Consider the following 26,166-nt stretch of genomic DNA (forward strand, 5'->3'; position numbering starts at 1 on the left):
ACAAATAATTCCTATTTTGATGTCTTTCGTTTTAGGGTGTGTCTTCACACCCATTCAAAGAATGGAACTTGATAACATCTACTTCTACACTGCCACCATCAAGGATTGGAAACCCCTCCTTTCCAAAGACTCGTACAAAGAAGTGCTCATTGAAAGCCTGAGGTTTTTGACACAAAGTGGGAAGTTGATAGTGTACGGCTTCGTTATCATGCCTAACCACTTCCATATCATCTGGGAGATGCTGACATTGAATGGTAAAGAACTCCCCCACACTAGTTTTATGAAATTCACAAGCCATGTGATTTTCAAAGATATAAAGGCCAGCAACCCTGGGCTACTTTCTGATTTCAAAGTTCTCTCGGTCAGCCGCTCTCACAATATCTGGATGAGGCATTCGCTTCCGATCCATTTATACTCCGATAAATTTATCCTCCAAAAGCTCACCTATATCCATAATAACCCTTTGCAGGAACATTGGCGGTTGGCAGAAAGGCCAGAAGACTATAAGTACTCTTCTGCAAGGTTCTATGAAACCGGAATTGACGAGTTTGGTATACTGACCCACATTGGCGAAAGAATATGAACGATATGATCCAATAAATCGCTGAACAGGTAGAAGTGCCAACCGGAACGGGTGTGAAGACACACCAGGGAACGGCAGGATTGGCGTGAAGACGCACCCGAAAACATCTTGTCACACTGAAACGTCTATTTTTCTCTTGCTGCTAATCGCCCAAAGTCCAAGAAAGGTGAGCAGCCCATTCAGAAGCAAAATCTCAAATCCGAACTTATATCCCCATAAAAGACTTTCGGAGCTGATGTTGATGAGGTACGACAACAATGGCGATAGCACGCAAACTACCGGCACATACTTGTCTGTTAACGGGCGTTTAGTGAAAAGCCCAAAGGAGAAGAGCCCGAGCAAGGGTCCATAAGTGTAGCCGGCCGCTGTAAACACCGAATTAATTACGCTCGAATCGTTGATGGCGTTGAAAATAAGGATGACGAAAAAGAGCAGGAATGAAAAGCCCAGATGAACGAGCATCCTTACCTTATCGTTGTTTTTTACCTCTTTTTTCTCAAAACCCAAGAAGTCGACGCAGAAGGACGTGGTCATTGCTGTTAGAGCTGAGTCGGCGCTACTATAAGCAGCAGCTACAATGCCCAGGAGAAAGAGCACCCCTGCGAAAGTATTAAAATGACCGAGCGCCAACATAGGGTAAAGATTGTCGGTACGGTCAGGAATAGGAATGCCCGTGGTTTCGGCATACATAAACAACAGCGCTCCCAGGCTCAAAAACAAAAAATTAACGATGACCAACACCACGCAAAACCAAAACATGTTCTTCTGCGCATCGCCAATATTCCGGCAGGTGAGGTTCTTTTGCATCATGTCCTGATCGAGGCCTGTCATCACTATCGCAATGAAAGCCCCGGCAAAAAATTGTTTGAAAAAGTTTCTGCCACTCTGCCAATCCCATTCAAACACCCGGAAGTACTCACTTTTCACAACGGTAGATCCTATGTCTGCAATTCCAATGTTCAACTCGGTACTGATGAGATATATACTAATAACAACCGCCAGGATCATAAAGCCGGTCTGCAGGGTATCGGTCCACACTACGGTTTTTATACCCCCTTTAAAAGTATACAACCATATCAGCCCGATGGTAATGAGCACGCAAGCCCAAAAGGGGATACCAAAAGAATCAAAAATTGCCAACTGCAATACACCAGCCACCAGAAACAGCCTGAAAGACGACCCAACCACCCTGCTGAGGAGAAAGAAAAAAGATCCTGTTTTGTAAGAAGCCACACCGAACCGCTGTTCGAGATAGGTATATATCGTAACAAGATTGAGTTTGTAGTAAAGAGGCATCAACACTGTGGCAATGATCAGGTAACCAGGCAAATACCCCAACACGACCTGAAAATAGGTAAAACCGCTATTGCCGACTTCGCCAGGAACGCTGATGAACGTAACGCCACTCAATGAGGCACCGATCATCCCAAAAGCCACCAAATACCAGGGAGATTCCCGGTTTCCCGTAAAAAATGTCGACGAAGTAGCACCTCTGGAGGTAAAATAGGAGATGACGAAGAGCAGTAAAAAGTAACTTCCAATGACGGCGAGAACAAGAGTAGGTGTCATATCTATCGGGATGTCAGTTTATTTTCTTAATTTTGCGGGATATTCAAACCAAATTAACGAACAGAACATCACTCTGGCAAAGTAATTCATCTGGAATAAAATAAACGGAATACTAAAATGGACTGCCTTCCAGAAGCATCCAAAGATGGCAACTGAGACTGGAAGAACCACAATTCATTTAAATCACAAAAAGACTATGAGTTATCAACCGCAAAAAGAAGATCTGGTTGAGGTATTGGAAGACCTTGAGTCAACCGATTTACAGGACTTAATTGTCTACAACGACGACTATAACACGTTCGATCATGTGACCAACACACTGATCAAGGTTTGCAAGCACGATAAACTTCAAGCGGAGCAGTGCACGTGGATCATCCACTACAAAGGCAAATGTGGAGTGAAAAAGGGCTCTCTGCCTGAGCTGAAGCCTATGAAAGAAGCTATTTTAGAGGCTGGCATCAACGCTGAAATTCTTTAACAGCCTGCATGGAATTTCCTTCTAAACTCATTGAAGAGGCCGTAGAACAATTTTCTCAATTTCCTGGTATTGGCAAAAAGACAGCATTACGATTGGTGCTCTACCTTTTGAAGCAGGAAAAAGATCAGACAACCCGCTTCACAGAGGCACTTGACAATCTCCGCCAAAAGATTCGCTACTGTGTCGAATGTCACAATATTTCAGACACCGAGGTTTGCAGCATTTGCACCAGCCACCGCCGTGACCGCTCGCTTATTTGTGTGGTAGAAGACATCCACGATGTGCTCGCCATAGAAAACACATCCCAATATAACGGGCTTTACCACGTCCTCGGTGGCATCATCTCACCCATGAACGGTGTGGGGCCTGATGAATTAAACATCCAAACTCTGGTAGACAGAATTGCCGGAAAAGACGGTGAAGTGCAGGAGGTAATTCTGGCCCTGAGCGCCACCATGGAGGGAGACACAACGTCGTTTTACATTACCAGAAAGGTGGGGGATAAAGGAGTGAAAGTATCCACGATTGCCCGTGGCATTCCCTTTGGCGGCGAGCTGGAATACACCGACGAAATCACCCTTGGCAGAAGCATATTGACCAGGGTCAATTATGATTTACCTACTTCGTAAATCTCATTGCCAGACTGCCGACCAGCAAAAAGAAGTCGTCGTGAGTCGTTGCATCCTGAGAGAGAAAAATAGCGTTAGCATCGCTTCCATACTTTGCCTCCACTCTGAGTTTGGCATTATCGGCCACGTTCAGCGTACCGGTCATTGAATACGTACTTAAGTTGAAACCGCCTCCGGACGTATTGACCAATATCTCGTCGTCGTCACGCATGTTTTCCACCCGTCCGGCTATTGCAAGCTTGTCACTAATCTTATACTCTGCAATCAGCATCGCTATCACAAAATTGCCGCTATCATCAGACCCCACGAGCTCCTGCGCTCCATAGTCGAAGGACGCCACTGCATGAAATTTTGCGTTGAATGCATACTTTATCCAGGCGTTGTGGTAATTTCTAACTTTCCTTCTCCCCACAAACCCCGGCTGTTCGTTGCCAATCAGGTTGCCATAGCTAAGGGTCAGCTCGTCGGTTGGTCGGTATTGCAAATTGACCCCCACAGATTTAGCATTGTTGGTTTCAGCAATTATCTGCCATCCGTTAACAACGACAGCTGTGAAATCCAGTTTGTCGTTCAATGCCGCAGACAGCTTCACACCAGTCAAATAATATGGCGTATATTCTGTGCCCAGGGCTCTGGTATATATTTCATTGTCCATTGAGGCAACTCCCTCGTAACCTGTATGCGGGGTAATAATGCCGGCATCTACCCAAATACCTTCTTTGATCTTTATCCCAGCATTGGCCTGGTAGATCATTCTGGTGAGATCGTTGGGTTCCGCAGCGTAATTGTATTGCACATACGTTCCAGTCTGGAGTCCAAAACTACTTCGCACTCTCTTCGCTGAGTACTCTGCCAGCAAATAGCCCCAGTTGAGATTGAATTCATTATGTCGGGCTGCCTGAGTCACATATTGCCTTGAGTTATTCAATGGCTTGTTGAAGTCGTAAGCATAGTACACATCGGCGAAGCCAGAAAACGTAAATTGCCTATCGCTATCTTGCGCATGCAGTTGCTTTGCCAACATAAGTGCAATAAACAGGATTAATGGGGTCTTCATTTTTGGAAATTTCAAAAGTCCGGCGTTGATATTGGCAAAGTTCTAAAAAAATAGGGCTTCTTGGCATAAGCGATTCATAATCTTTAATTTGCGCCGCAATTACACCCGATCAACATGAGTTTCTTATCAAAAAGAGTGAATGCCCTGGCCGAATCGGCCACACTGGCCATGGCCAAAAAGGCCAGAGAGTTAAAGTCAACCGGCGTTGACATCATCAGCTTAAGCCTCGGCGAGCCTGATTTTAAAACCCCCAAACACATACAGGAGGCTGCTAAAAAGGCCATTGACGAAGAAAAATACTTTGCCTATTCTCCTGTAGCCGGTTACCAGGATTTGCGGGAAGCCATTGCTGCCAAATTTAGAAACGAAAACGGGCTTGATTCGAAGCCGGAAAATATCGTGGTATCGACCGGCGCCAAGCAGTCGATCTACAACCTGATGTCGAGCATCCTCGACCCAGGAGATGAAGTAATCATTTTTGCCCCTTACTGGGTGAGCTACTCTGACATCATTCAGCTTTGCGAAGGCAAGTCGGTATTGGTGTCGGGCACTATAGAAAATGGATACAAGCCAACGGCCGCACAGCTGGAGGCAGCCATTACCCCAAAAACAAAAGCATTGCTTTACTCCTCCCCATGTAACCCTACGGGTTCTGTTTTCAGCAAGGAGGACTTTGAAGGTTTTGTAAAAGTGCTGGCGAAGCATCCGCAAATTCTGATCCTGGCGGATGAAATCTACGAGCACATCAACTACGTGGGCAAGCACATCAGCATCGGCACGTTCCCGGAAGTAAAAGACCGCACGGTGACCATCAATGGTATGGCCAAAGGATTTGCTATGACTGGCTGGAGAATTGGCTTCATCAACGCACCCAAAGAGGTGGCGCAGGCTTGCGAAAAAATTCAAGGCCAGGTAACAAGCGGCACCAACACGATAGCGCAAAGAGCTACCGTTTCGGCGCTTACCTCCAGCCTTGACGCCACTAAAGAAATGTCAGCGATCTACCGCAAGCGCAGAGACATGGTGTACGATCTGCTCAAAGGAATCCCCGGGTTGAAAGTAAATATGCCCGAAGGTGCTTTCTATTTCTTCCCGGATGTGAGCCACTACTTTGGCAAAAGCGATGGGGAAATGAAGGTAAAAGATGCCGATGACTTCTGCATCTATATCCTGGCCAAAGCTCATGTAGCGCTGGTAACAGGTGGCGCTTTTGGCGCACCCAATGCGGTACGACTTTCATACGCAGCCTCAGAGGCGGAATTGCAGGAGGCCCTCAAAAGAATCAAAGGGGCTCTGGCACTTTTGAAATAAAGCTCCCTTTTGAATAGAAATGTCATCTTGAGCCTGTCGAAAGAGATTATTGAAACCAAATCGCCTTCGACAGGCTCAGACTGACACACTTTTTTAAACTTTCTTTTTTTAACTCATATATTTGGGCCGTTAACCCAATCATTTGTCCATGCCCTTCTCCTCCATTCAGGAAGTTTTCAACGCTTTTGAAAATCTCAAAGTACTCGTCATCGGTGATGTGATGATCGACTCCTACATTTATGGTAACGCTGCCCGCATCTCTCCTGAGGCGCCCGTGCCGGTCGTAAACGTCAGCAAAAAAGAGAACCGCTTGGGGGGTGCCGCTAATGTGGCGCTCAATATTCAGTCGCTGGGAGCCACCCCCATTCTTTGCAGTATCATTGGCGATGAGCTGGACGGCGAAACATTTTTTGAGCTGCTTAAAGCAAGAAACATTTCTTCCCAGGGCATCATCAAAAGCCGGGAGAGGATTACGACGGTAAAAACCAGAGTGCTGGCCGGCTCGCAGCACATGCTCCGGGTCGACAGCGAAACCGACAAAGCATTGACCGCTCTTGAGCAGCGAGCACTTATGGATCATATTCGTAATCTGGCAACAGGTTGCGACGTCATCATTTTTGAGGACTACGACAAAGGTGTACTTAACCCGGCCATCATTTCACAAACCATCAATCTGGCCAACGAGCTGGGCATCCCCACAGTAGTGGATCCAAAGAAAAGAAATTTTCTGGCCTACAGCGGTGCCTCCCTATTCAAACCCAACCTTCGGGAGCTGAAAGAAGGCCTGAAGCTGGAGTTCGATCATCACGACCTGGATCAGCTGTCATCAGCAGTGAACCAGCTCAATGCGCACATGCCGGTTGAAAAGGCACTCATCACGCTATCAGACAGAGGTGTTTACCTTACCGACCATGTGCAGTCCATCCACTACCCTGCCCACATCCGCCGCATTGCCGACGTATCCGGTGCAGGCGACACTGTGGTGAGTATAGCAGCACTCTGCGAGGCACTGCATTTGTCGCTGGAAGTGCAGGCCGAGCTCAGCAACCTCGGAGGCGGACTTGTGTGCCAGCACCTGGGGGTAATGCCCATCGAAATGGAGAGCCTGCTTCAGGAGGCACTGAAAAATGAGATAATTTTGAAGCATTTGAAAGACTAGTACTGAGTTATTTTTAGTTCTAATCTCCGCACTGCAGTCAGCCCGGTTCACGGCATCCTGCTTCAAAAGAAATCCTTCAGTGCGCTGAAGCCAATCACTGAAATAACGCACGAGAAAACAAACGCCAGCACCAGCCCGGTGTTTAAAAACCAGCCTGCCCGATGCTCGCCCATTACCGCTTTCCGATTGATCATATAAATGATTCCACCAATGACCAGCGGCAGCACAAACACATTGGCCACCTGAGTGGCTATCTGGGCAGCGATGGGATTGGCTCCCAAAATAGGGACGGAGAGCCCGACGACGCAAGCCACGGCTGTGAGTCGCTTGAAAAGCTTCGACTTCAAATCAAGCTCGCCGTTTTTATAATCAGAAATCAATAGCGGTGCCACCATCAGAATAGGAAACACCGACGAAAGTCCTGCGCTGAGCGCTCCCGTCATAAACAGCGCCACAGCAAATTTTCCAGCCACGGGCTCCAGGGTGTACACCATATCAATCACCTTGTTGATCGTCAGCCCCTTGTAGTAAAGAGCACCCATGGCCGTAATCATGATGGCCGCACTGATGACAAACATGAGCAACGCCGACGACAGGGCGTCTCTCGACTGCAGAGAGGTGTCCTCCCTGGCCCAGCCTTTGCCCTGCATCAGCAGCGGCCGCACCACAAAGGTAGGTGCCGCCATGGTAGTGCCCACAAAGGCGGCCACAAGGAGACTTCCTCCCTCTCCCTCAGGAATGGAAGGGATAAAGCCCATCACTATTTCGCCAGGGGGAGGCAGCACAATGAACATGGAAATGAGAAATGACACGCCCATGATGGTGACGAAAAGAATAAGGATCTTTTCAAAAAACGAATACTTGCCCACTATCAGCAGAAAGTACAGGATGGCAAGAATGACCACGGCGATAGACAATACGGCCCAGTAGCTTTCCGCTGGCAGGCCGGGCAGAAACAAACGGGCGATCTCATAAAGTGCGTTGGCCGAAAGCCCCACGATGCCCGACAGCGAATTCCACTGGCCGATAACGATCCCAACGATAAGCACTACGGCCAGCACTTTGCCAAACTTCAGCTCTGTTTTGAAGCTGTTGACCGCCGTTCGGCCAGTCACCACAGCGTACCTGCCATACGCCTCCATGAGCGCCCACGAAAAAATGCAGCTAAGCGACAACACCCAAAGCAGCTGCGAGCCATACTGGCTGCCGGCTTTGGCCATGGAGGTGACACTGCCTGTGCCTACTGTGTATCCTATGCAAAAGAGCCCTGGCCCTATCGACAATAAAAAAGCGGCGATCTTCTTCATACGTTCTCTTACCAGTTGGTGAATGATCCGTCAGCTCTCCTGAAGCCGGGGTGGTTGTAGTCGCTGCCTTTGGTGATCTCGTTGATCAGCTCAACATTCGCAGGATTGAACTCCATGCCAAGGCCAGGCCTCTCCGTTGGGTAGAGCTTCCCATTTTTGAAGTTCAGATAGTCGTCGTTGAGGTAGTCAGTCTTCGTTGCGGCATTACCCAGTATCTCGGTGAGCACAAAGCCCGACGAGGCACCCAGCGTATGCACAAGAGCTGCCGTGGAAATCGGCCCGGTAAAGTGAGGAATGAGCCCCACATAGTGTGTTTCACAGATGGCAGCGATCTTCATGAATTCGGTAATGCCCCCGGTATTGGGCAGGGTTACCCTCGAAAAATCGATTAGGTGGTCTTCTACCAACTCATTGATGTCCCACCGGTCGCCAAACTGCTCGCCTACGGCGATAGGCACATTTACTTTGGTTCGCAACGTCTCGTAAATGCCTGGGTTTTCTGACCGCACCAGATCCTCCACGAAAAGTGGCCGAAGTGGCTCAATCATGTTGCACACTGTCACGGCTTCGGCTGTGTCGAACCTAGTGTGCAGGTCGATGCACCACTGGCCGTCTTCCCCCACTCCCTCCCGGATTTGCTCACAATGCCTTCGGTAGCTGTTCAGCCATTTGTGCACATCAAACACATCTCTTGAGCCAACACCTCCATCGGTGCGGAAGGCATAAAACCCAGCTTCCATGCAGGCTTTAGCCGTTTCCTTCACCGACCCCTGGCCGGGAAAGCCGGTGGAGTAGCAAGGAATATAATCACGGGTGAGGCCACCAAGCAATTCATACACCGGCACATTCAGCGCTTTACCTTTGATGTCCCACAGGGCCATGTCCAGCGCACCCATGGCGTGGAGCCGCTCACGACCCGAGGGATAGAAATAGCCCCGGTTTACTTTCTGCCACAGGTGCTCAATACGGAACGGGTCTTCACCAATCAGCATTTCGGCCACATTCTGGATCATCTCTTTAGAGCCGCCCTCTCCTATACCGGTGATGCCACCATTGGTTTCCACCACCACAATGTCCCGCATCTGAGCAAAGGCCGGTTTGGTATAATCGGGGTCACGGTAGTGCCTGATTTTTGTGATTTTGAGGTCGGACTGGGTATGGGCATTCAAAAATGGGAGCCCCATGGCGAGGCCGCTGGCCGTCAACAGGCTTTTTTTGACAAAGTCTCTTCGGGTGGTCATGAGCAGGTAGTTTTAAGTGGTAGCTATAATGGTCAACCGACAGCAGGTATATTACCAGTTGTCGGGTATCGGAAATTAGTAAAAGATGGGGACAAAGCGTGACTTGGCCTAGCTCAATTGAGATGAAAGCTTTCTGGCGCAGGCGGACGGGTGCTACTTGCTATGATCGGGCCGGAGATTTGAGCTTTCAGGTTTCTCCTGTTTATCAACCTCGTGCACATCTGCAGTAGCCTTGCTCAGATTGAGCAAACATAAAACAGCCTTGCGGCAGCTTTGCTCAACTTGAGCAAACATGTTGCAGGCTTGCGGCGGCCTTGCTCAACCTGAGCAAGTGTGACGCAGATCTGCGAGAGACTTGCTCAACCTGAGCAAGCGTGATGCAAGCTTACGGGAGCCTTGCTCAAGCCGAGCAAACGTGTTGCAGTACTGCGGCAGCTTTGCTCAAGCCGAGCGAATGTGAAGGACATCTGCGGTCTCCTTGGCAAATATAGCCCACCACTGCGGAATGTCTTTTACCTAAAGGAGGGGCTGTCTGGCTTCCTTAATCCACCTAGTATTCATGGAAGATTCGTGTAGCTTCAATCTTTTCGATTAGTTATATTTGCTTTATGAGTTCAATCGTCGTCAATCCGCAAAGTGAGGAAGAATTTCAGTTTATTTCAGAGCTACTGAAGAAGCTGGGTGTTGATTCGATGGTCTTATCCGATGAAGATGCAGAAGATTTGGGACTATCTATCCTGATGAAAGATGTCGACCGTTCTGACTTTGCATCTGAAGATGAGGTAATGGCAAAACTGAAAGGTTGATGCAGGTTGTTTATCTTAAGAGGTTCAGCAAAGACCTTAATAAAATTACCCAACCCAAAGATCGAAAAGCAATTGCTGAGGTTATTGAACAGGTCAAGCAAGCCGAGAAAATAGAGGAACTACCTGGTGTTAAAAAACTTGCTGGCTTTGATAATGCTTTCAGGCTCCGCTCAGGAAACTATCGAATTGGCGTATTCATGGAAGGTAATATTGTTCAGTTTGCCAGAGTGGCGCACCGAAAAGATATCTACAAAATGTTTCCATAGTTGCCGCTTTTATTTGATCCCTTCGGATTAAGATTGGTATTAAAAATGAGCGTAAAAGTGTTGCGAAAAACTATGGGACGCTTCAGAACCTGGCTACGACGAAGTATTCATTCCCACCTCACTCAATCTTCCTGGCTACTCCACCGCCGCCCCCTTGAAACAGCATTAAGCTCTCTACCATTCCATTATCGACAACCTGAAACGATATCTTAGCCCTCACTTCAGGCTGGAAAAAAACAGTGTCATTTTCGGCGTAAATCTCAAAGCGCTCCTCGGCTGTAGGCTGTCCATAGAGCTGCCCGCCTTCTCTCGTGATGGTGATCATGAAGCCAGGCTGTAGCTCGTACACCCCCACGTACTGCTGCAGCACCGACTCAGGCACCTCCACTGCATCACTCTTAAAGTACTGCTCTGCCAGCTCCGACCCGGAATCGAGCAGGTTGAAGCCGATATCGTCGGCACCAGTGCTGGAGTTGGTCAGCAGCACCACCCCCTTCCCAGTTTCCTTCACAAACCCGGCAAAGGTTCTGTAACCTCCGGTGCCGCCATTGTGCCAGATCACATCTCCTTCCCTGCCGTTCTTAATATGCCAGCCCATGCCCACCTGCATGCTACCGGCCTTGCTGTGCCGCATTTTGTGCGACATGTCCATGACTGCCCGCAAGGGGGTATCCATATAGCCCAGGTTGGCGGAAATGAATTTCGCCATGTCCGAAGTGGAACTCCTGATGGCTCCTGCCCCCGCCAGCGTGGGAATGTCCCAATTCTCCACCACATAGGGGCCGGTATGCCCCAGCGCCAGGCTTTGTTTCATCGTTTCGGTAAAGGCAATCCTTGTATTGCTCATTCCCAGCGGGTCTGCAATGGTTGCCACCATCAGCGCCTCATAAGTTGTGTTCTTGTTCCGGGCCAGCAGATGCCCCAATAGGCCCTGGGCCAGGTTGGAGTATTCATATTCGGAGCCAACCGTTCTACTGGGCTCATAGTTAGAAATGAATTCGTACATCTGCTGAACAGTGTAATCGGCATAGGGATTATTGGGATTGGCCGGGGCAAAATTGGTCGGCATTCTTGGGATGCCCGACGTATGGTCGGTGAGGTTGCCAAAGGTGATGGGCACATCGCCCATTACGGGGACTTGCACGGTGTCCGGGAGGTAGTCGTTAATTTCGTCCTCCAGCTTCAACTCGCCATCCAGCACCTGCTGCGCCAGCAGAATAGCCGTAAACACCTTGGAAATAGACCCTATTTCGTAAATGGTGTTTTCATCAACCGGTTTACCGTCCAGCGTCGTTTTGCCAAAATTGTAATACTTCACTCCCGACGAGTCGATAACTGCCAGGGCCATGCTGGGCATTTGTCCGTTCTGAATACGTTTTTCAATAGTGGCTACTACTTCGGGCGGCATACCAACTGTGGTGTCCTTGTTTGATTTGTCGGTGCACTGGTAGCTAACAACGCCAACAAGAAGAAGGGCGAAAACAATTCTGAGCTGCTTCATAAAGGTGGATAGGTTTAGGTAATCAAGATGAAAAAAGAAGCGCCCGGGTTGCTTGCGGGTGTTGACAAAGCAGGGCGTTAATTAAAGATAGGAGTTTTTGTGGCTTTTGGTGGCAGAGGGATAGGCTTTTTCAACGGAGAGATTAGCACAAGCGGGCGCTTAAGTTAGTGGCAGCTTTTCGATGTCGAAAACACTTGCCTTGTAGAACTCTGCCGACCTACTAGGCATTTACTTTTTTCCCATCAGTCCGTTTTGCTTTTGCTGATCTCGCTTTCTTACGATTTTCTATGACGTCGCTTATTAGTTTTTCCTCTTCTTTTGTCAAAGGCTCCAACCCTCCGATAAAATCCACATCCAATTCTTTCCTTTTTTTTGTCATGACTCAATGTCTTTAAAGTACCTGTCTATAAGTCGTAGTGCGGCACCTGTTTCAATAATCATTACACGACCGCCTGCATGAAACGCTCCCAATGATTCAGTGTAATGCCTTATTAGTTGCGTCTTCGAAATGAATGATATTGTTTGTGAAACTATCTCCAGTCATTACATTCTCTATGGAATTACTCAGCCTGTCAATTACAAAGTCAAGCCCTTTATTCGTTCCGTTTGCCACTCTACAATTTACAAAAGCTTGCCGACTTTTAATTAACTGACAAAGAAACGGATGCTTCCACTAGTGGGGCACTGGAAGCCCACATTAAAAAGTCTGCACTGAGTAAAAAAGACAGTGCAGACTTTCTGATTTAAAGCCTTGTGAAGCTGTGATGTTTACACAGCACCTGGCAACATCACTCTGTTGCGATTGAATCTCGGGTGTTTTTTTGTACCGCAATCACCCCAAAAAGTGAAAGGATAAAAGAGAACGCATAAAAGCCTTTTTCGCTGGGAAGCAAATCAGCATTCCACAAGCCGATGGTAAGAAGTACTAAGCACAAAACGGTGCAGAACCAGCAAATGGAATAATACAAATGAGTTACCGGTATGTTTTCCAGCTTGTCACGTACGGCCTTTTGCAGAGAAATCACGGCAAACAAGCCAAACATCAAAACAGTAAAATAATAACCCTTCTCGTTGAGCATCATCTCTGCTCTGAAGAGACCTACGAGGTACCCAATCATACCTGTCAACAGCGCAATCCATGACGCAGCGACAAATGCATTTGATGGTTTTTGATTCATAGTTTTGTGGTTTTTGCTTTGAATAAAATTCAACCTGATGCTTTCAACGAGGTAATTTGCCTACTTTGTTTGTACAATAGTGTACAGAGATTTTTTTATGCTGGCTGTCTGACATGGAGAAAACAACTGAAAACAGGCTGAAATGGATAGAATGTGGGTATTCGCTGTTTGCATCGATAGGCCCGGAAGCGCTCAATGTCGAGCGGCTGTCAGGCCTGGTGTCGCTGGCCCGGTCGAGTTTCTACTATTACTTTGGTGACCTTGTCAGTTTTGAGGCAGAGCTGCTGAAAACCCACATCAAACACTATGAAAAGTTTGGCGAGCTCATGCGTGATTATGTTGAGTTCGAACAATTGTTCTCTGACGAAATCATGGAAAACAAAGTCGCCCTTGCCTTTCAGCGCCAGCTACTCATCAATAAGTCAGTAAAGCGATACCAGGAGTGCTCGTACAAGGCCCGGGAGTTTACCGAACGGAAGACCTACGAACTTTGGACCAAAGCCAAAAACGTGGACAGCAACTCGGAAGCCGAATGGGTGCTGTTTCGTGCCATCAGAGACTATTATTTTGTGCAGTTTGGGCAGGCAGGCCAGGACCCGCAGGATGTGCTGGTGTTACTTTATTCTTATTTGGGGAAGTTGAAGGAATAGAGGATGTTGATTTGAGCAAGCCGGAAGCTTGAATAGAAATATCCACAAGTTTACCCGGCCCGATTCGTTGATCGCTAAATCTAAATCTTCGGGAGGAGGAACATGTCTTAGGTTTGAGTTGAGATTCCTTTTTCCTTCTGGTACTCGTCAAAAGTCGGCAGGTATTTCTTCCAGGTCCATTCAACAAAAAAAACTCCATAAATCAAGTGTATCACCCCAACCATCCAACTCAAGTCGCTTGGTAGCAGCTCTAGAGCTATCACTAACAAGGGCAAGTAGAGTACAGTAAGGCCTAGCACTGTCCAAATTCCTTTTCTGTTACCAAGCTCCCATATATTGAACGCCATGAAAGGTCCGATAACCAGGGGAGTCACCAGGAAAGCCAAAAAGTAAATGGTGTTCTTCGAAGTTAGTTTTTTCTCAAATTCTTTGACTTGTTGCTCCGCTTCAAGTTTGTCGGTCAGTTTGGCTATGAGTCGATCAACTGCGTCTGACGTAGTTCCTCGGCTTTTGAGCTCAAAAGCAGCCGCCAATTGAGCTTCTTCTGCATAAGTCGCTGGAGTGTTAATTACCTTAACAAGCTCTGCATCAGATTTGTTGGCCATGACCGTCGAGAAATGGTTTATTCGCATCTGTTTTCAATTATCACTAATGGGTCGCTACAACAAGCTCGTGGGATTTTCAATACAATTCAAATACCCCTTGCGCTTAGCCATGCCATGTTAAAATTATGCTTTGTTGCGGAGAATCCAAGCGAGCTGCTGCCAGCTTACAGCCGAGCCTCTCAAGCGTGATAGTAGCCATGTGTTGTGGAGCTATTAACTGGCCCAGTTTTCCAGCTTTATCCCTTTCAAACGCTCGAAGTGCTTTTCGTTGTTCGTCACCAACGTTAAGTCATTTGCTATTGCAGATGCTCCTATTAGTAAATCGAAGTCGTCAACTATACGCCCCTCTTTCCTAAGGCGTGCTTTTTCAGATGCAAAAGTGTCCAAGGCATCAAAAATTGGGAGGATTTGAATGCCAGAAAGGAAGTTGTCAAGTGCTTTTGAATTGCGAGACGGCTTTGCGCTTTTGGCCACTCCAAATTTGAGTTCGGCCAATGTAATTTCAGATATAAACAGCGAGTCTACGTCCAGTGAGTCGAATTTTGCGTCTAGCCCAAATCTACCCTTCATGTAGTAGATGCAAATATTAGTGTCCAGCAAGTATTTCAAAGCTCTTCAATCTGGCGGTTAGTGTGCCTGCTGATTCTGAGTTCATCGATAAGTTCGTCTGCAGATTGTTCAGAGTCCCAAGCTCCAAATGAAGAACGAATCTTAGATTTAGAAGAAGTCCGGGAATTTATAGAGGCTGTGAGTCGCTCAATAAGGTTAACCTTCATAGAGGGGTTCATCCGCTCCAGAAGGCCAAAGTAGTTGTTCAATATTTTCTTCTCAGCTGCGTCCATAAGGTAAAGTTACGAAATTATGCAATTAGAAGATATATGAGCCACAATGCCTCGTTGGAATGAGTGGTGGAATGCTACGCACTTCCCTGGCCACAGCGGCTAGCCACCTGGATGTTAAAATTATACTTTGTGGTGGAGAATTCAAGCCAACTGACCATTGATAGCCCGGTGAAGCCCACATTCATATTTACCGCTGTGTTATATGCTTTTCTTCCCAGTGACCCGGTCTCGAAATTCCATCCAGGCCTGCATTTTCTCAGTCGCTGTCTCATTGTCGAAAAATTCGCCGTTGGAGCCATCTGCCGCTCTTAGCCCTAGGTGTTTCAAGATATTTCCAATGCAGGGAATGGCAAGTTCGTCGCCCCTAACATGAAGTACGAAAGAGCCTAGCTCTTCCTCTTTCCCCATGTTAAACTCAATCGAGAACTGATCGTTTTCAATAGTTCCCCAAGAGGGGTCATCAAAATTTGCCGCTGGCTCAAAGGTTTGAATTTGCCTGATGATAGACGAACGCAATCCAATCGGCTGTGGTTGAAAATCGTCTGGGATCTCTTCTAATGTCTTAGCAGTCCCCCAATCCTGTACAAATAAGTCCCAGCTCATTAAAATACAATTTTAGCGTAAGGTTTGTTGTATGGAATGTCCTCTCCGTTTGCTGAAAAGGCACCAATCACCGTCGACGAAACTATTCTAGTGCCTTCTGTTAGTTCTTTGTTTTTCGACGATGGGAAACAGGGACAAGTTGTGGAAATAAATGCACGTTGTCCGTTTCTGGAAACTGTCGCAATTCGTACACATTCTGCATGGAAAGTGCCAAATGACGAGTCTATAAAAGTTTGGAAGATGATCTCATCTTCATCTGATATGGCGCCGTTATTCAGTTGAAAGTGGCAGGAGAATGGCATCTTGCAGTATCTATTTGTTCGTCTCTATCATTGCATATAACACATCGGTATGGCCCTGGCTCATACCTCCCTAGTATTTTCAATCAAGATAATTCCTTTTTCGATGTCATCATATACAATTTGGCCGCTCCCAAAACAAGCAGCTATGCCTTCTACCCAATTTATCGTAAGTTCAACCCATTAAACATACCTAATGCCTACTATGCACAAACTTTCCGCTTCTATGCTATCAGCAGCCCTGTTTTTAGCGCTGCTTACCAATTGCACTCAAAAAGAACCCCTGCAAGCCACTAAATGGGACAAAGTCACCCTCAGTTTCGCAGGGCCCGAAACGGCCGAAGACGCTGCTGACAATCCTTTCACCGACTACCGGCTGAACGTGGTCTTTTCCAAAGGGCTGAAGAAAATGCTGGTGCCGGGCTACTATGCGGCCGATGGCAATGCTGGTGAAAGCAGTGCCACTGCTGGCAATGTGTGGAAGGTGCATTTCCGTCCCGATGAAGAAGGCGAATGGACCTACCAGGTTTCGTTTCGTAAGGGTGCCAATATAGCCGTAGATGATGATCCACAGACAGGAGAACCCGTCGCCTTTGATGGTGAGGAAGGCAAACTCATAGTGGCAGCGGGCAACTACCAACTGCCTGACCTTCGGGCAAAAGGCCGACTTGCCTACGTGCGGGAGCGCTACCTCCAGTTTCAGGAAACCGGAGAGTACTTTCTGAAAGGCGGAGCCGACAGTCCGGAAGATTTGCTTGGCTACAGCGACTTTGACGGCACGCACAAAGAAACCGAAGGCGAAAACAGATCGGGCGAAGCAGAGAACAAAGCCACTTTGCACAATTATACCCCTCATGCTGCCGACTGGCAGCAAGGCGACCCAACCTGGCAGGGCGGCAAAGGTAAAAACCTGATCGGCGGCATCAACTACCTGGCCAGCAAGGGCATGAATTCCATCTACTTCCTTACCATGAACATTGGCGGCGATGGCAAAGATGTGTGGCCTTACACCGGCTACGACGAGCGCAGCCGCTTCGATTGTAGCAAGCTCGACCAGTGGGAGGTGGTGTTCGACCACATGGAGCGCAAGGGCATCATGCTTCACATAGTGACCCAGGAAACAGAAAACGAAAAGCTGCTCGACGATGGCGACACCGGCCCGCAGCGGAAGCTTTACTACCGGGAGCTGATCGCCCGCTTTGGCCACCACCTGGCCGTGACCTGGAACATGGGCGAAGAAAACGGCCCAGCCAGCTTCAGCCCCAACGGGCAAACCACCGAGCAGCAGAAGGCCATGACCGACTATTTCAAAACCCACGACCCCTATCAAAACTACGTGGTAATTCACACCCACTCTCACAAGGAGCTGCGTCACGAAATGTTCGACAGGCTGCTGGGTCACCCAAGCCTCGACGGTCCATCGATCCAGATCGGATACATCGGCGATGCTCATGAGGACACAAAACGATGGGTAGAAAAGTCAGCTGAGGCTGATCACCCCTGGATAGTGAATATCGACGAAATTGGGCCCGCTAATCGTGGGCTGGATCCCGACGACCGGGAAGACAATAACCAGGACACTGTGAGGGTGTCGGTGCTTTGGGGCAACCTGATGGCTGGCGGCGGCGGCGTGGAGTGGTACTTCGGCTATCTCAACCACGACAACGACCTGGGTTGCGAAGACTGGCGCTCCAGAGACCGCATGTGGGACTATACCAAAGTCGGCCTCGACTTTTTCCAGACACACCTGCCTTTTGTCGAAATGGAAAGCCACGATGAACTATCGGGAGAGAACACGTATTGTCTGGCCAAGCCGGGAGAAGTATATGCGGTGTTCCTTCCATTGGGGGGAGAAGCCTCTATCGACCTGACCGGCGCTGAAGGAAGCTATTCCGTAAGCTGGTACAACCCAAGAACTGGGGGCGAGCTACAGCAAACCGATATCAAGACAGTAGAAGGAGGCGAGGTGCGTTCGCTTGGAAACCCGCCTTCAGAGCCAGAAAAGGATTGGGCGGTGTTGGTAAAAGCCGACGGGTGAGGATACCCTGCCGGAACGGTTCGGGCTGGCGTGTGAGACACACGCCAGAACGGTAGCGGGTGAGGACTCCCTGCTGAACGGGCTGGCAGGTGAAGACACCTGCCAGAACAGCCATCCCGCTAACCCCGTTCTATCGGAAAAGTGAGGCAATGCGGGCCCCCGCTGCCACGGCTTAGCTCTCCGGCAGGAATAGTGATGATGGTGTTTTGAATCTTCTCTTTGTTAATTTTGCCTTCGGTGGCCTGCTGTAGAAATTGCTCCGCAGGGATAACAGTATATCCAAGGTGCTGAAAGCCCTCGATGGTTTTGGTATTCCGGCGGTAAGTAACTGCCACACCAGGCCTTACAGCCACAAAATTGCAGGCGCTGCTCCATTGCTCCCGCTGATCGAAGGGATGCTCCCCATTGCCGCACGACACAAACCTGGCCTCGGCATCTTCGGCCAGTATCAAATCCTTTATAGTGTCAAACCGTTGCGAAGTGTTCCCCTGCAAATCGAAGCTTTCTATGCTGATCTGGGTGGGATCCTGTAGCACATGCTCATACAACACATAGTCATGAGTATTCACCTTGGAGAAAATAGTGTCGATATGCATGCAATATTCTTCCTTGGGAATATCTACAATGGTGAACTTCTCCACCACCTTGTGCTCACGCAGCTGCTCCCTGATTCTCCAGAGCGCCACCATGTTTGTTCTTTCGCTGCACCCTATAAGCAAGTGTGATGGGCTTAAATGAATAATATCACCCCCTTCAATCGTCTCCGCCCTGTTGGAAAGTGTTGTAGCCAGGTGGTCCGACGAAGTGCACAAGTCGAGGTATTTGTAACCCACTTTTACAAACACCGGATGATGATGGGTGATGAACCAGGTAAGAATGTTCTCTCTTTTGCGGGGCATTTTTTCAGCCTGGCAGGTGATTACATAATTGTTCACCACAGCGCCAATGTCCCGGGTGAAAATAAGGTTGGGCACGGGGTTGAGCAGAACATTTCCGCCTGCCTTATAGCCACTAATCAGGGCTTTGGCGAGGTTTTCTGGTGAGAGCTGCTGCATTGCCAGCTGTGTGTCGGGCGGCAGGCTTTCCAGCTTAAATACTTCATCGAGCAGCTGTGACCTTAGCTTTGCATCGGTCAAAATATCTGTAAGAAGATCGGTAAACTCCAGCACATTTTCCTCCCCGGTAAAAAAAGAAAGCACTCCGGTAAGCAGGCTGTGCTCCTCCTGCATTTTGGGTAAAAAAACAATGTCATCGTACAAGAGCTCGGCCTTGTTGAAGGGAGTTACCCATTCTATTCCCTGATCAGGGAGATGAACTATTACCTTTCTTAGTATGTCGATATCTGAAGTAACCATGGGTTAGTCTGCCGTTAAGTATTCGTCGAAAACAATTATATTCGAAACTTATTCAACCAGCTCGCACGGCCATTTGTTGAACTATTAAGCCTATATTGAATCCCTTTAAGGGGCTAAGATGTCGAGATTTTTATTTTTTGTTGGAGTCCTCACCACTTTTATTTCATTTTCCCTGCACGCAGATGCTGAAAAACCAACAGCAACGAAGGGGACATTGGACTTGAGGGGCTGGGATTTTTTGCGGGATGGCCCAATAAAGCTGGATGGAGAATGGGGCTTTTACTGGGAAGAATTGCTCGTACCAGAAGGTGCTGAATTAGCCAAAAAACCTCCTCACTACTTTCAGTTTCCCAGGATTTGGAACAATGCGGAGGTAGACGGTATCGAATTAAGCAGAGCAGGTTACGCCACCTACTCTCTTACTGTTCTTTTGCCCAAAGACCATCCACCCTTGCTCATGTGGGTAGAAGACTTTTTCACCAGCTACCAGCTATTCATCAACGGCGAGGTGTTTTCAAAAAACGGCATTGTTGGAAAAACCAAAGAAGAATCGCAACCTCAGGCTTACCCAAAAACAAAGCCGCTGAGAGAAAAGGCAGATACACTTCACCTGGTGCTTCAAGTCTCCAATTTTGTTCATCGAAAAGGCGGAAGCTCTCAAAGCATTACCCTTGGGGAGGAAATGCAATTGGCCCGAGCCAAAGAAGTCGAGCTGGCTTACGACTGGATTCTGGCAGGTGCCATGTTTATGGGGGGCTTTTTCTTCTTTGGTCTATACCTGTTTGGGCGGCACGACAAGCCCATGCTTTACTTTGCCCTGTTTTGCCTGGTATACGCCTACAGAAATATCGGCTCGGATATTTATGCTATCAACTCAGTATGGGAGATGCCGTTTTCGCTATTGCTAAGGCTCGAACACCTCAGTGTATTTATGGGTCTTTATTTCTTTACCCGTTACATCGTCAGCCTGTATCCCGAAGAAATATACAAGCCCATTTTTTCAGTCTTTTTTTGGGTCACTTTGGGGATCAGCTTCCTGACTGCCGTGGGGCCGATATTACTGTTTACTTCTATCCTTCCCTACTATCTCTATGTTCTTCTGCTGGCTATTTGCTACGGAGTATACATAGTGGTGATGGCTGTCATACACAAGAGGCCGGCGGCTGTGTATGCACTTGTGGCAAAACTGATCGTTTTTGCAATTGTGGGCTATAATGTACTGGTGTATTTTGACCTGACACCGAGAATTGTCCTGTTTAATTTCATAGCCCACATCCTCTTCTTCTTTTGTCAGGGCCTTATACTGTCATTTCGGTTTGCCCAAAATCTTAAGGAAGCCAAAGAGCAAGCGGAAAAGGCCTCCAGAGCCCGCACAGAGTTCCTTTCGACCATGTCTCACGAAATGAGAACGCCATTGAACGCTGTGTTGGGCATGACCAACTTTTTGATCGGGGACAAGCCGAAGCAGACACAAAAGGAAAGCCTGAATACACTTAAGTTTTCAGCGGAGCGACTCATGAACCTGATCACCGAGCTGCTTGATTTTAGCAAAATCGATTCTGGCCAAATCGACTTTTCTACGGAAAAAATATCTCTTAAAGAATTCCTTCAATCGGTTTACACCTCCTTTGAAAAAACTGCTAAACAGAAGCGGCTCGACTTTCAACTTCAAATAGCGGAGGATATCCCCGACCACATTCTATGCGACAAAGCCCGGCTGTCGCAGGTGTTGGTCAACCTTTTAGACAATGCGTTTAAGTTTACCCCGTCGGGCTTTGTCCATCTTAAGGTTTCGCTGGAGGAAAAAGAAAGCGACAGCGTCAAGTTGCTATTTGAGGTGATTGATAGTGGCATTGGCATAAAAGAGAGTCAGAGTGAAATGATTTTTGAAAGCTTTTCGCAGGGCAACGCTTCCACCACCCGGGAGTACGGAGGAACAGGGCTTGGCCTCAGCATCATCAGGCGGCTGCTGAGGCTGCAAGGCTCCGATATTCAGTTTGTCAGCACACCTGGCGAAGGCTCCCGCTTCTACTTCAGCCAATGGTTTGGCCTGGTGAAAACGGCAGAGAAATCCCCCGCCCCCGTGGCTCCAAAGGTGATCGACAGAAACATTGTGGAGAGCAAAAAAATATTAGTGGTGGAAGACAACAAGGTGAATGTGCTGGTCATCAAAAAATTTCTGCAAAAGTGGGGAGCCAATATAGAAATTGCTGGCAATGGCCAGATAGCCGTTGAAAAACACGCAGCCACGCCTTTTGATATTATCCTGATGGATCTTCAGATGCCAGTTATGGATGGTTACAAGGCCACCGAAAAAATCAGGGAAACAGATGCGAAAACGCCCATCATCGCCATTACGGCCGCCATCCCCTCAGACATCCGGGATCAGATTTTCACTGTTGGCATGAACGACATTGTTACCAAGCCCTTTGTGCCCGAGGACCTCCACGAAAAACTGATCAAATACCTTTCGCTGGCAAGTTAGCCGTGGCTGTAGTCCTTCACTGTTTCGATAAAGCACTTCACCTTCTCAGGGTCGGTATCGGGATAAACGCCGTGACCCAGGTTGGCGATATGACGCTGAGGCCCAAAGGCCTTTAACATGTCTTTTGTCGCCTTCTCTATCTCTGCAAAGCTTCCATAGAGGGCACAGGGGTCGAGGTTGCCTTGCAGTGTTTTGCTGGCTCCCACTTTTGCCCTCGACTCGGCCACGTCCATGTTCCAGTCGAGGCCGACGGTAGCGCAAGGCAGCTGGCCAATCTCTTCAAGCGCAAAAAAGGCTCCCTTGGCAAAAACTGTGACAGGCACCTCCGGAATTGCCTCGCAAATTTTTCTGATGTAAGCAAGAGAGAATTCCCGATAGTGGTGAGGCGGCAATACACCCGCCCACGAGTCGAAAATCTGCAACATGTGGGCACCTGCTTTTACCTGCGCCTTCAGGTAGCTGATGGTGCTTTGCGTGATTTTTTCCAACGCCTTGTGCGCCAGGACAGGTTCGGTGTACAAAAAGCCCCTGGCTTTTGAGAACGTTTTGCTGCCAGACCCTTCCACCATATAAGAAAAAAGTGTCCATGGGGCTCCGGCGAACCCTATCAGGGGCACTCTGCCTGCCAGCTCTTTATTGGTAAGCTTGATGGCCTCTATCACATAGCCCAAATCGAATTCTCCGTCGGCAATGCGCAACTCGTCTATATCCTTCTCAGTCTTTATTGTTTTGGGAAATGTTGGCCCCCTCTTCTCCACCATTTCGTAAGGGCAACCCATGGCCTCGGGTATCACCAAAATGTCGGAAAAGATAATGGCAGCGTCCACTCCCAGAATGTCTACCGGTTGCACAGTCACTTCTGCAGCAAACTGCGGTGTTTTTACTAATTCGATGAATCCGCTCAGGCTGTTTCGCACGGCCCTGTATTCAGGCAAAATTCTTCCTGCCTGTCGCATCATCCATACCGGGGTTCTCTCCGTTTTCTCTCCTCTGGCAGCCCGGAGGATCAGGTCGTTCTTCAATTGCATGGGGCAAAGTTAGTCAGCCTTTGCATATTTCCATTCAGATTTCACCAAGACAAATAGACACCTGGGGGCAAAACGTTTCCGGGTTCCTTTTTCGTTATCTTTGTTGAACAACAAATGACCCATTATGAGTATCTTATTTGAAAGCTTCGTCAGCTGGAAGAAGGATTGCCAGGACAGAAGCATAAAGCTCTATGAGCCTGTCATCGAATACGAAATCCAGCAAAAGAATAAAACGGAAGAGGAAATATGGGTTGGCCTGCAAAAAGCCTATGAGGTGATGAAGGAGGCCGTTCAAACGGGGCTCACTGAGAATATGACCTCCCGCTCGGGAATGATCAACAACGGAGCAAAAAAAGTTTACAACAACCCCATCACCGTCCTGTCGAAGGAATTTCAAGTGCTGATTTCACGAGCCCTGGCCGCCAAAGAGGTCAATTCTTGCATGGGCCGGGTGGTGGCGGCACCTACAGCCGGTGCTTCGGGCATCCTGCCCGGAACGCTTGTCACTCTACAGGAGCTTCATCAGCTGGACGATCGGAAAATCTTAGAAGGCTTACTCGTTGGCGCCGGCATTGCACTGATCATGGAGCAAAAAGCCTCCATTTCTGGCGCCGTAGGTGGCTGCCAGGCAGAAACGGGCAGCGCCGGAGCCATGGCTGCCGGAGCCATCGTTTATTGCCTTGGAGGTAGCATTGACCAGGTCTTTAACGCTGTGGCCATCACTGTTCAGTGTATGCTCGGCCTCGTGTGCGACCCCGTGGCCGGGCTGGTAGAAGTGCCCTGCGTAGTGCGCAACGCCAGTGCAGCAGCCATCGCCAACTCCTCGGCGCAAATCGCTATTTCCGACGTAAGCAGTGTCATCCCTGTCGATGAATGCGTAGAGGCCATGGGTGAAATAGGCCAGGCGATGGAAAGCCGCTACAAGGAAACAGCAGAAGGTGGGCTTGCTACCACACCTACCGGACGATCAATAGCCAAAAAGGTTCTCATCCATGATATTGAAATCCTGGATGACGATGCTGACAGTTGAGATCAGGAATTTCTTTTGTTGAACGACGGGATTGCGAGAAAAACAGCCACGACCGTGATAACCGCCGCAGCCAGAAAGGCTGCACCCGGAAAATAAACGATCGGATTCTCGCCGGTGAAGTAGGCAAAGAGATTTGTCATCAGGGGCGGCCCAATGATAGACGTCACGCTGGTCATGCTGGTCAGCGCTCCCTGAAGCTCCCCTTGTTCGTTGGATGGCACCTGCGCAGATATAAGGCTTTGCAACGACGGTCCGGCGAAACCACCTAAGGCAAAGGGCACCATAATGGCGAACATCATCCAGCCTTGCGATGCAAATGCAAAAAGAACAAAGCCGAAAATATAAAACAACATGCCGACGAATACGGCATTCCACTGCCCGATTTTCGGCACCACAATGCGGATAAGTCCTCCCTGGACTATAGCGACAGTTAACCCCACAAAGCCGAGCGAGTAACCTACCCAGGCCTCATTCCAGCCAAACTTCAGCATAGTGAAGTAGGCCCAGGTGCTTTGGTTCACATGGCCCCCCAGGTAAATGAAAAAGAAAGCGCCCACCAGGCCAAGTACCTTAGGGTATTTTTGCAAGGCTTTGAGCGACCCCAGCGGATTGGCCCGACGGATACTGAAAGCCCGCCTTTTATCGGCTGGCAATGACTCAGGAAGCACAAAGTAGCCATACAACCAGTTGAGCAACGCCAATGCGGCAGCGGCAAAGAAGGGCACCCTTGAGCCATACTGACCTAGTAAGCCGCCAATCACGGGTCCAATAATAAAACCAAGGCCAAAGGCGGCCCCAATGATTCCGAAGTTTTGCGCTCTTTTTTCAGGCGTGCTTATGTCGGCGATATAAGCCGATGCAGTAGTGAAGCTGGCGCCGGTTACTCCCGCCAGCAGACGGCCAACAAATAGCCACCAAATATTCGGTGCAAAAGCCAGCAACAAGTAATCGAGTCCAAACCCAAACAGGGAAGCCAGCAACACCGGGCGGCGGCCAAACCGGTCGCTCAGCCCGCCCAGCACAGGCGCAAACAAAAACTGCATGCCGGCATAAGCAAACAACAACCAGCCACCATACTGAGCTGCCTGACTGAGGTCGCCATTGATAAGCTCTTTGATAAGGCTCGGCAGCACTGGTATAATGATGCCCAGCCCGGTAACGTCTATAAGAAGTGTGATGAAAATGAAGCCGAGGGCGGCCGGGCGTTTTTCGGACATGAGGAAAAAATTACAAGGCGGAAAGGTACGAAATAAGCGGATAGTCCAAACCGCTTTTTTGGTGAAGCACTATACAAAGGGCCAGCAAGGTTCTTTGGCCACTAAATCGTATTTTAGAGGAAATATTGGTGCCAATGGATCAAAGGTTATATATCCTTCTTTTCATCATTTTTCTGCGATATGCTCTGATCGCCGGTTTTGCCTTTTTTGTTTTTTACAGGCTTCTGAAGACTAAATGGGCAAAAAGAAAAATTCAGCAGGTCTTTCCGAAAAGAAATGACTACCTGCGTGAGATAGGCTATAGTCTGCTAACAGTCTTTATTTTCTGGATCGTAGCCTTGAGCACATTTACGCCCTTCATAAAACCTTACACTAAACAATACACCGAGGTTGCAGATTATGGCTGGGGGTATTTTGCCTTCAGCATCGTGCTGATGCTCCTCATTCATGATGCCTATTTTTACCTGATTCATCGGGTAATGCACCACCCTAAGCTATTCAATGCATTGCACAAGGTTCATCACCTTTCAACCAATCCCTCGCCATGGGCTGCGCTAGCCTTCCAGCCAGCAGAAGCAGTTATAGAAGCATGTGTTATATATGTCATCGTTTTCTCCATACCTACACACAGGTCAGCAGTCCTGATTTGGCTGGCACTGATGATGCTCTATAACGTTTATGGGCATCTTGGCTATGAACTCTACCCAAAAAACTTCCAACGAACGTGTTTGGGCAAGTGGTTCAACACGTCAGTGAACCACAATCAACACCACAAATACTTTAAAGGTAACTATGGCCTGTACTTCCTGTGGTGGGACAGGCTTTTCGGCACCCTTCGCAAAGACTATGATGAAGAATTTGATCGGGTAAAATCTTTGGCCAAATAGATTTCCAATGGAACATTTCTATGAGGGAAAGTAGAGGAATAT

The 26,166-nt window shown here is 48.4% G+C and carries 26 protein-coding genes; 12 read left to right on the forward strand and 14 right to left on the reverse strand.

The window, feature by feature from the left end:
• Positions 1 to 61: 61 nt before the first annotated feature.
• Complete coding sequence (locus tag ACMVP2_RS08170) at positions 62 to 583, forward strand: transposase (protein WP_416867354.1); 522 nt, start codon at positions 62 to 64, stop codon at positions 581 to 583.
• A gap of 111 nt (positions 584 to 694) precedes the next feature.
• Here the strand turns inward: ACMVP2_RS08170 and ACMVP2_RS08175 are convergent, their stop codons facing one another.
• A complete protein-coding gene (locus ACMVP2_RS08175; RefSeq protein ID WP_416867355.1) occupies positions 695 to 2,152 on the reverse strand; it encodes a sodium:solute symporter in 1,458 nt (485 codons plus the stop codon).
• A gap of 196 nt (positions 2,153 to 2,348) precedes the next feature.
• On the opposite strand from ACMVP2_RS08175, the gene ACMVP2_RS08180 reads away from it, so the two are divergent.
• Together ACMVP2_RS08180 and recR are read left to right on the forward strand one after the other, a co-directional pair.
• Positions 2,349 to 2,630 (forward strand): ATP-dependent Clp protease adaptor ClpS, encoded by a 282-nt coding sequence (locus tag ACMVP2_RS08180; RefSeq protein WP_317488450.1) that lies wholly within the window; start codon positions 2,349 to 2,351, stop codon positions 2,628 to 2,630.
• An 8-nt stretch (positions 2,631 to 2,638) separates the two neighbouring features.
• Positions 2,639 to 3,259 carry a recombination mediator RecR gene (gene recR / locus ACMVP2_RS08185; RefSeq protein ID WP_416867356.1) on the forward strand — a complete coding sequence of 207 codons (621 nt, stop codon included), beginning with the start codon at positions 2,639 to 2,641 and terminating at the stop codon, positions 3,257 to 3,259.
• On the opposite strand, the gene ACMVP2_RS08190 is transcribed toward recR, so the two are convergent.
• Positions 3,249 to 4,316: a porin gene (locus ACMVP2_RS08190; protein WP_416867357.1), complete on the reverse strand. Its 1,068-nt coding sequence runs from the start codon at positions 4,314 to 4,316 to the stop codon at positions 3,249 to 3,251. The genes recR and ACMVP2_RS08190 overlap by 11 nt on opposite strands.
• Positions 4,317 to 4,430: 114 nt before the next feature.
• Between ACMVP2_RS08190 and ACMVP2_RS08195 the strand changes: the two genes are divergently transcribed.
• Together ACMVP2_RS08195 and ACMVP2_RS08200 are read left to right on the forward strand one after the other, a co-directional pair.
• Entirely contained in the window at positions 4,431 to 5,627 is a 1,197-nt protein-coding gene (locus ACMVP2_RS08195) for a pyridoxal phosphate-dependent aminotransferase (protein ID WP_416867358.1), read from the forward strand.
• A 148-nt stretch (positions 5,628 to 5,775) separates the two neighbouring features.
• On the forward strand, positions 5,776 to 6,786 hold the full coding sequence (locus ACMVP2_RS08200; protein ID WP_416867359.1) for a bifunctional heptose 7-phosphate kinase/heptose 1-phosphate adenyltransferase: 1,011 nt from the start codon (positions 5,776 to 5,778) through the stop codon (positions 6,784 to 6,786).
• Between the two features lie 62 nt (positions 6,787 to 6,848).
• Here ACMVP2_RS08200 and ACMVP2_RS08205 read toward each other — a convergent pair whose 3' ends face one another.
• Both ACMVP2_RS08205 and ACMVP2_RS08210 read right to left on the reverse strand, forming a co-directional pair.
• Positions 6,849 to 8,093, reverse strand: a complete 1,245-nt coding sequence (locus ACMVP2_RS08205) for an Nramp family divalent metal transporter (RefSeq protein WP_416867360.1) — start codon at positions 8,091 to 8,093, stop codon at positions 6,849 to 6,851.
• A gap of 8 nt (positions 8,094 to 8,101) precedes the next feature.
• Positions 8,102 to 9,334 carry a mandelate racemase/muconate lactonizing enzyme family protein gene (locus ACMVP2_RS08210; protein WP_416867361.1) on the reverse strand — a complete coding sequence of 411 codons (1,233 nt, stop codon included), beginning with the start codon at positions 9,332 to 9,334 and terminating at the stop codon, positions 8,102 to 8,104.
• Between the two features lie 608 nt (positions 9,335 to 9,942).
• Here ACMVP2_RS08210 and ACMVP2_RS08215 point away from each other — a divergent pair.
• Both ACMVP2_RS08215 and ACMVP2_RS08220 read left to right on the forward strand, forming a co-directional pair.
• Positions 9,943 to 10,140, forward strand: a complete 198-nt coding sequence (locus ACMVP2_RS08215; RefSeq protein ID WP_339787875.1) for a hypothetical protein — start codon at positions 9,943 to 9,945, stop codon at positions 10,138 to 10,140.
• Positions 10,140 to 10,406, forward strand: a complete 267-nt coding sequence (locus tag ACMVP2_RS08220) for a type II toxin-antitoxin system RelE family toxin (protein ID WP_339787878.1) — start codon at positions 10,140 to 10,142, stop codon at positions 10,404 to 10,406. Before ACMVP2_RS08215 ends, ACMVP2_RS08220 begins: the two co-directional genes overlap by 1 nt.
• 118 nt (positions 10,407 to 10,524) lie before the next feature.
• Here ACMVP2_RS08220 and ACMVP2_RS08225 read toward each other — a convergent pair whose 3' ends face one another.
• The 3 genes from ACMVP2_RS08225 to yiaA all read right to left on the reverse strand — a co-directional run bounded on the left by ACMVP2_RS08225 (position 10,525) and on the right by yiaA (position 13,085).
• On the reverse strand, positions 10,525 to 11,907 hold the full coding sequence (locus tag ACMVP2_RS08225; RefSeq protein ID WP_416867362.1) for a serine hydrolase: 1,383 nt from the start codon (positions 11,905 to 11,907) through the stop codon (positions 10,525 to 10,527).
• A 220-nt stretch (positions 11,908 to 12,127) separates the two neighbouring features.
• The gene (locus ACMVP2_RS08230) at positions 12,128 to 12,286 is read right to left on the reverse strand and encodes a hypothetical protein (RefSeq protein ID WP_339787885.1); all 159 of its coding nucleotides are present in this window, start codon (positions 12,284 to 12,286) and stop codon (positions 12,128 to 12,130) included.
• 409 nt (positions 12,287 to 12,695) lie between these two features.
• The gene (yiaA, locus tag ACMVP2_RS08235; protein ID WP_416867363.1) at positions 12,696 to 13,085 is read right to left on the reverse strand and encodes an inner membrane protein YiaA; all 390 of its coding nucleotides are present in this window, start codon (positions 13,083 to 13,085) and stop codon (positions 12,696 to 12,698) included.
• Between the two features lie 113 nt (positions 13,086 to 13,198).
• On the opposite strand from yiaA, the gene ACMVP2_RS08240 reads away from it, so the two are divergent.
• Positions 13,199 to 13,735, forward strand: coding sequence for a hypothetical protein (locus tag ACMVP2_RS08240; protein ID WP_339787892.1), 537 nt, complete (start codon positions 13,199 to 13,201; stop codon positions 13,733 to 13,735).
• 107 nt (positions 13,736 to 13,842) lie between these two features.
• On the opposite strand, the gene ACMVP2_RS08245 is transcribed toward ACMVP2_RS08240, so the two are convergent.
• The 4 genes from ACMVP2_RS08245 to ACMVP2_RS08260 form a co-directional block, all read right to left on the reverse strand.
• Positions 13,843 to 14,340 (reverse strand): hypothetical protein, encoded by a 498-nt coding sequence (locus ACMVP2_RS08245; RefSeq protein WP_416867364.1) that lies wholly within the window; start codon positions 14,338 to 14,340, stop codon positions 13,843 to 13,845.
• Between the two features lie 213 nt (positions 14,341 to 14,553).
• Positions 14,554 to 14,949 carry a type II toxin-antitoxin system tRNA(fMet)-specific endonuclease VapC gene (vapC, locus tag ACMVP2_RS08250; RefSeq protein WP_151998167.1) on the reverse strand — a complete coding sequence of 132 codons (396 nt, stop codon included), beginning with the start codon at positions 14,947 to 14,949 and terminating at the stop codon, positions 14,554 to 14,556.
• Complete coding sequence (locus ACMVP2_RS08255) at positions 14,946 to 15,182, reverse strand: hypothetical protein (protein WP_339787899.1); 237 nt, start codon at positions 15,180 to 15,182, stop codon at positions 14,946 to 14,948. The genes vapC and ACMVP2_RS08255 overlap by 4 nt, the downstream gene beginning before the upstream one ends.
• Before the next feature lie 198 nt (positions 15,183 to 15,380).
• Positions 15,381 to 15,785, reverse strand: coding sequence for a hypothetical protein (locus tag ACMVP2_RS08260; protein WP_339787902.1), 405 nt, complete (start codon positions 15,783 to 15,785; stop codon positions 15,381 to 15,383).
• 525 nt (positions 15,786 to 16,310) lie between these two features.
• Between ACMVP2_RS08260 and ACMVP2_RS08265 the strand changes: the two genes are divergently transcribed.
• The gene (locus ACMVP2_RS08265; protein WP_416867365.1) at positions 16,311 to 18,122 is read left to right on the forward strand and encodes a DUF5060 domain-containing protein; all 1,812 of its coding nucleotides are present in this window, start codon (positions 16,311 to 16,313) and stop codon (positions 18,120 to 18,122) included.
• A 119-nt stretch (positions 18,123 to 18,241) separates the two neighbouring features.
• On the opposite strand, the gene ACMVP2_RS08270 is transcribed toward ACMVP2_RS08265, so the two are convergent.
• The gene (locus tag ACMVP2_RS08270; protein ID WP_416867366.1) at positions 18,242 to 19,477 is read right to left on the reverse strand and encodes an arginine deiminase family protein; all 1,236 of its coding nucleotides are present in this window, start codon (positions 19,475 to 19,477) and stop codon (positions 18,242 to 18,244) included.
• 118 nt (positions 19,478 to 19,595) lie between these two features.
• Between ACMVP2_RS08270 and ACMVP2_RS08275 the strand changes: the two genes are divergently transcribed.
• The gene (locus tag ACMVP2_RS08275) at positions 19,596 to 21,962 is read left to right on the forward strand and encodes a response regulator (RefSeq protein WP_416867367.1); all 2,367 of its coding nucleotides are present in this window, start codon (positions 19,596 to 19,598) and stop codon (positions 21,960 to 21,962) included.
• Here the strand turns inward: ACMVP2_RS08275 and hemE are convergent.
• Positions 21,959 to 22,990 (reverse strand): uroporphyrinogen decarboxylase, encoded by a 1,032-nt coding sequence (gene hemE / locus ACMVP2_RS08280; protein ID WP_416867368.1) that lies wholly within the window; start codon positions 22,988 to 22,990, stop codon positions 21,959 to 21,961. The two genes, ACMVP2_RS08275 and hemE, sit on opposite strands and share 4 nt — an antisense overlap.
• 124 nt (positions 22,991 to 23,114) lie before the next feature.
• Here hemE and sdaAA point away from each other — a divergent pair, with 124 nt between their 5' ends.
• Positions 23,115 to 24,020, forward strand: coding sequence for an L-serine ammonia-lyase, iron-sulfur-dependent, subunit alpha (gene sdaAA, locus ACMVP2_RS08285; protein ID WP_416867369.1), 906 nt, complete (start codon positions 23,115 to 23,117; stop codon positions 24,018 to 24,020).
• 2 nt (positions 24,021 to 24,022) lie between these two features.
• Here sdaAA and ACMVP2_RS08290 read toward each other — a convergent pair whose 3' ends face one another.
• The gene (locus ACMVP2_RS08290) at positions 24,023 to 25,237 is read right to left on the reverse strand and encodes a TCR/Tet family MFS transporter (protein ID WP_416867370.1); all 1,215 of its coding nucleotides are present in this window, start codon (positions 25,235 to 25,237) and stop codon (positions 24,023 to 24,025) included.
• Between the two features lie 134 nt (positions 25,238 to 25,371).
• Between ACMVP2_RS08290 and ACMVP2_RS08295 the strand changes: the two genes are divergently transcribed.
• Positions 25,372 to 26,124, forward strand: coding sequence for a sterol desaturase family protein (locus tag ACMVP2_RS08295; RefSeq protein ID WP_416867371.1), 753 nt, complete (start codon positions 25,372 to 25,374; stop codon positions 26,122 to 26,124).
• Positions 26,125 to 26,166: the final 42 nt, after the last annotated feature.

It is taken from the genome of Imperialibacter sp. (assembly GCF_048007035.1).
Lineage (GTDB): Bacteria > Bacteroidota > Bacteroidia > Cytophagales > Cyclobacteriaceae > Imperialibacter.

Excerpts from the sequence above, each read along its gene's own strand:
- ACMVP2_RS08260 (WP_339787902.1), bottom strand. The coding sequence starts at position 15,785 with ATGAGCTGGGACTTATTTGTACAGGATTGGGGGACTGCTAAGACATTA.
- ACMVP2_RS08240 (WP_339787892.1), top strand. The coding sequence starts at position 13,199 with ATGGAGAAAACAACTGAAAACAGGCTGAAATGGATAGAATGTGGGTAT.
- ACMVP2_RS08175 (WP_416867355.1), bottom strand. The coding sequence starts at position 2,152 with ATGACACCTACTCTTGTTCTCGCCGTCATTGGAAGTTACTTTTTACTG.
- ACMVP2_RS08195 (WP_416867358.1), top strand. The coding sequence starts at position 4,431 with ATGAGTTTCTTATCAAAAAGAGTGAATGCCCTGGCCGAATCGGCCACA.
- sdaAA (WP_416867369.1), top strand. The coding sequence starts at position 23,115 with ATGAGTATCTTATTTGAAAGCTTCGTCAGCTGGAAGAAGGATTGCCAG.
- ACMVP2_RS08255 (WP_339787899.1), bottom strand. The coding sequence starts at position 15,182 with ATGGACGCAGCTGAGAAGAAAATATTGAACAACTACTTTGGCCTTCTG.
- ACMVP2_RS08210 (WP_416867361.1), bottom strand. The coding sequence starts at position 9,334 with ATGACCACCCGAAGAGACTTTGTCAAAAAAAGCCTGTTGACGGCCAGC.
- ACMVP2_RS08180 (WP_317488450.1), top strand. The coding sequence starts at position 2,349 with ATGAGTTATCAACCGCAAAAAGAAGATCTGGTTGAGGTATTGGAAGAC.
- ACMVP2_RS08245 (WP_416867364.1), bottom strand. The coding sequence starts at position 14,340 with ATGGCCAACAAATCTGATGCAGAGCTTGTTAAGGTAATTAACACTCCA.
- ACMVP2_RS08295 (WP_416867371.1), top strand. The coding sequence starts at position 25,372 with ATGGATCAAAGGTTATATATCCTTCTTTTCATCATTTTTCTGCGATAT.
- ACMVP2_RS08230 (WP_339787885.1), bottom strand. The coding sequence starts at position 12,286 with ATGACAAAAAAAAGGAAAGAATTGGATGTGGATTTTATCGGAGGGTTG.
- ACMVP2_RS08170 (WP_416867354.1), top strand. The coding sequence starts at position 62 with ATGGAACTTGATAACATCTACTTCTACACTGCCACCATCAAGGATTGG.
- ACMVP2_RS08290 (WP_416867370.1), bottom strand. The coding sequence starts at position 25,237 with ATGTCCGAAAAACGCCCGGCCGCCCTCGGCTTCATTTTCATCACACTT.
- ACMVP2_RS08200 (WP_416867359.1), top strand. The coding sequence starts at position 5,776 with ATGCCCTTCTCCTCCATTCAGGAAGTTTTCAACGCTTTTGAAAATCTC.
- ACMVP2_RS08225 (WP_416867362.1), bottom strand. The coding sequence starts at position 11,907 with ATGAAGCAGCTCAGAATTGTTTTCGCCCTTCTTCTTGTTGGCGTTGTT.
- recR (WP_416867356.1), top strand. The coding sequence starts at position 2,639 with ATGGAATTTCCTTCTAAACTCATTGAAGAGGCCGTAGAACAATTTTCT.
- ACMVP2_RS08270 (WP_416867366.1), bottom strand. The coding sequence starts at position 19,477 with ATGGTTACTTCAGATATCGACATACTAAGAAAGGTAATAGTTCATCTC.
- ACMVP2_RS08265 (WP_416867365.1), top strand. The coding sequence starts at position 16,311 with ATGCTATCAGCAGCCCTGTTTTTAGCGCTGCTTACCAATTGCACTCAA.
- ACMVP2_RS08190 (WP_416867357.1), bottom strand. The coding sequence starts at position 4,316 with ATGAAGACCCCATTAATCCTGTTTATTGCACTTATGTTGGCAAAGCAA.
- hemE (WP_416867368.1), bottom strand. The coding sequence starts at position 22,990 with ATGCAATTGAAGAACGACCTGATCCTCCGGGCTGCCAGAGGAGAGAAA.
- ACMVP2_RS08215 (WP_339787875.1), top strand. The coding sequence starts at position 9,943 with ATGAGTTCAATCGTCGTCAATCCGCAAAGTGAGGAAGAATTTCAGTTT.
- yiaA (WP_416867363.1), bottom strand. The coding sequence starts at position 13,085 with ATGAATCAAAAACCATCAAATGCATTTGTCGCTGCGTCATGGATTGCG.
- ACMVP2_RS08205 (WP_416867360.1), bottom strand. The coding sequence starts at position 8,093 with ATGAAGAAGATCGCCGCTTTTTTATTGTCGATAGGGCCAGGGCTCTTT.
- ACMVP2_RS08275 (WP_416867367.1), top strand. The coding sequence starts at position 19,596 with ATGTCGAGATTTTTATTTTTTGTTGGAGTCCTCACCACTTTTATTTCA.
- ACMVP2_RS08220 (WP_339787878.1), top strand. The coding sequence starts at position 10,140 with ATGCAGGTTGTTTATCTTAAGAGGTTCAGCAAAGACCTTAATAAAATT.